Annotated in this window: 5 protein-coding genes; 1 reads left to right on the forward strand and 4 read right to left on the reverse strand. The window is 27.8% G+C overall.

The features are described from left to right. Positions 1 to 393: GNAT family N-acetyltransferase (locus E6248_RS14775; protein WP_316341545.1), on the forward strand; the 393-nt coding region annotated here is incomplete at its 5' end. 195 nt (positions 394 to 588) lie between these two features. Here E6248_RS14775 and E6248_RS14780 read toward each other — a convergent pair. The 4 genes from E6248_RS14780 to E6248_RS14795 form a co-directional block, all read right to left on the reverse strand. Continuing rightward, on the reverse strand, positions 589 to 804 hold the full coding sequence (locus E6248_RS14780; protein ID WP_316341546.1) for a hypothetical protein: 216 nt from the start codon (positions 802 to 804) through the stop codon (positions 589 to 591). Positions 805 to 833: 29 nt separating this feature from the next. Then, positions 834 to 2,210 carry an MATE family efflux transporter gene (locus tag E6248_RS14785; protein ID WP_316341547.1) on the reverse strand — a complete coding sequence of 459 codons (1,377 nt, stop codon included), beginning with the start codon at positions 2,208 to 2,210 and terminating at the stop codon, positions 834 to 836. 123 nt (positions 2,211 to 2,333) lie between these two features. Next, positions 2,334 to 2,696 (reverse strand): YccF domain-containing protein, encoded by a 363-nt coding sequence (locus E6248_RS14790; protein WP_316341548.1) that lies wholly within the window; start codon positions 2,694 to 2,696, stop codon positions 2,334 to 2,336. Positions 2,697 to 2,724: 28 nt separating this feature from the next. Beyond that, positions 2,725 to 3,093: a CoA-binding protein gene (locus tag E6248_RS14795; protein ID WP_316341549.1), complete on the reverse strand. Its 369-nt coding sequence runs from the start codon at positions 3,091 to 3,093 to the stop codon at positions 2,725 to 2,727. Positions 3,094 to 3,181: the final 88 nt, after the last annotated feature.

Consider the following 3,181-nt stretch of genomic DNA (forward strand, 5'->3'; position numbering starts at 1 on the left):
GCAGAAGAAAAAGTCAAATCAGGTAATTGGAAAAAGGATGATTCACTATCATTATCCCAATCTGAATATAATAAACTTCTTCCTGATGGAGTTGATACAATTAATAATTATTTATTTTCTATAATAGACGAAAATAATAATATTATTGGTATGATTTGGATTAATAAGAAGGATTCTAATTCATGTTTTATATATGATATATATATTAATGATAAATTTCAAGGAAAAGGTTATGGATTAATGGCTATGAAAGAAGTTGAAAATTTCGCAAAATCTTTAGGTGCTGAAACAATTGGATTGCATGTGTTTGGTCATAATAATAGGGCTATAAAACTATATGAGAAGTTAGGATATAAAGCCACTAATATATCTATGAGCAAGAAACTATATTAGTTTTAAAATGCGAAGTATTTTATTAATGAAAAATGAAAAAATTAAAGAATGTATATAAAAAATCTGTAAAGATTTTTTAAGGTCATCTTTAAAACAAAGGAGGTTTTGCATAGCAAAACCTCTTCCTTCATTTTTTTCATTCTTTCATTACCTTAATTTTATCATTTTAAAATGCCTCGCATTTTATTACAAATCCTAATCTAAAAATGAGAATAAAATTTCTAAAACGCCTTCTACAATGTCACCTATTAATTCCACTCCACCTTTTCTTACTTTAAAGTTTTTATTCTTTTCAAGTTTAACTTCTTGCTTTTTATAATTCATTCTACTACTTGGATCTGAATTATGATAATAAGCTTCTTCATAAGTTTTTATTTCTGTAAAAGGTATTTTATTTGCTTCACTATCCAAGGTATATCCTCCATTTATTTTTATTAAGACTATTTAATAGTATCCTCTAATTTCTTATTAAAAGTCTTCTTATAAAAAATAATAAATACAGTTGCTGTTGTTAAAGCTGCAAGTATATCCGATACTGGTTCTGCAGCTAAAACCGCTGCAAGCTTATTACCTTCATTAACAAAGGTAGGTAGTATAAATATTAATGGTACTAATAAGACTATCTTTCTTAAAAGAGCCATTACTAAAGATATCTTTGCTTGACCTAATGCAAGGAAGGTTTGTTGGCATGCTATTTGAGCTCCAAACATAAATATTCCTCCAAAGAATATCTTAATACTCCATGATGTTATTTCAACTAACTCTTTCTTATTATTAAATATACTAACAAAAACTTCTGGGAATAGCATTAAAGATCCCCACATAGTTATTGTATATATTAAACAACAAGTTAAAAGCAATTTGAAAGTTTTCTTAACTCTTTCCAGGTTATTTGCACCAAAGTTATAACTAATTATAGGTTGAGCACCTTGAGATAATCCCATTAATGGAAGAGTTATTATTTGCATTATACTACTCATTATAGTCATTGCTCCAACTGCCAAGTCTCCACCATACATAGAAAGCTTATTATTTAAACTAATTAAAACTACGCTTTCAGTTGCTTGCATAATAAAAGGTGAAACTCCAAGAGCCAAAATTGGTAGTAAAACTTTTACTTTAGGCATTATATACTTCTTTCTTATCTTAAGAATACTTTTCCTTCCGAATAAAAACTTTAAAACCCATATTGCTGACACAAATTGAGAAAGTATTGTTGCTAAAGCAGCACCTTTTACTCCCATATCAAAAACAAATATAAAAATTGGATCTAATGCTATATTTATAATTGCACCAATAATTACTGTAGTCATCCCAATCTTAGCAAAACCCTGAGTATTTATAAATGAATTCATACCTAATGCTATTTGTACAAAAATAGTTCCTAATAAATAAATAATTAAATAGTCTTTAGCATAGCCTATAGTGGCATCACTAGCTCCAAATGCCCATAATAATTTTTCATTAAAAATTAAAAATACTACTGTGCATAAAGCTCCAATAATAATTAATGTAGAAAAGCTATTACTTAAAATTTCTTCTGCACCATCATTATCCTTTTTTCCCATCTCAATTGCCGCAAGTGGTGCTCCACCCATACCTATTAAAGCAGAAAATGCAGAAATAATCATAATTAATGGAAAAGCAACACCAACACCTGCCATTGCTACTTCACCATTCACCATTCTTCCAATAAATATTCTATCAACTATGTTATAAAGAACATTAACTAGTTGAGCAATTATAGCCGGAAAAGCCAAACTTAGTAGTAACTTTCCAACAGACCCCTTACCTAGGTCAATTTTAGCTTTTGTCATTTATCTCTCTCCTTTTTTCACTTTAATAATATTAACATTATTAAATTATACGTATAACTATTATGATACTACTAAAGAATATAATATAAGACTTCTTTATTTATTATATACAAAAGTTCAAATTTAAATAACTTCCTTACCAAAAGGCATTAAAGAAAGTCTAGCAAGTTTTAAGGATTGTTTAGCAAAAGGTATCCCTATTATTGTAATACATAAAAAGAATGCACTAACTATATTAGCAATACAAAGGGCTAATCCTCCAAATATTAGCCAAAGTATATTTAATAATAAGCTTACGCTACTATCATCCCTTGTTACTATTTCCTTACCAAAAGGAGCAAGTTGCAATTTTGCCATCTTAAAACATTGTAATCCTATTGGTATCCCAACTATTGTAATACTCCATAAGCATCCAGCAAAAAACCAACCTAATGCATTAAAAAAACCACCAAATATTATCCATATTATGTTTCCTAAACACGACATCTAAAAATCCCCCATTACATCATTATTTTTAACTACTTCTTAATTGAACTAAAGCACAATTCTCTATTGCATTTATTTTATTATCCCTACAATACTTTAGTATTTCTTTACTTTCTGCCCCTGGTTGAATCAATAAATTCTTTATACCAAGTTCCTTTGCTTCTTCTAAATACTTAATACCAAGTTTCGAATTTATACATAGATCAATAGCTTCTATTTTAAATGGGATATCCCTTAGTGATTTATATATATTTTCTCCACCTCTTGGATGTACCCCAGCTACTTTATAACCTTTTTCTTTAAACTTTTCTATTATTTTATAAGCATACTTACTTTCATTTAAAACATCTCCAATAACAACCCAGTTATTTAATTTTATCATTTCTCTTACATCCATTTCATTAACCTCCAATTTATTATATTTAATTTATGTACATTGCTTAACTTTATAAATATAATCTAATTTTATAAATAGTATATTATAC

Origin of the sequence: Clostridium sp., assembly GCF_032552055.1 — a bacterium.
Lineage (GTDB): Bacteria > Bacillota > Clostridia > Clostridiales > Clostridiaceae > Clostridium.

Excerpts from the sequence above, each read along its gene's own strand:
- E6248_RS14790 (WP_316341548.1), bottom strand. The coding sequence starts at position 2,696 with ATGTCGTGTTTAGGAAACATAATATGGATAATATTTGGTGGTTTTTTT.
- E6248_RS14785 (WP_316341547.1), bottom strand. The coding sequence starts at position 2,210 with ATGACAAAAGCTAAAATTGACCTAGGTAAGGGGTCTGTTGGAAAGTTA.
- E6248_RS14795 (WP_316341549.1), bottom strand. The coding sequence starts at position 3,093 with ATGGATGTAAGAGAAATGATAAAATTAAATAACTGGGTTGTTATTGGA.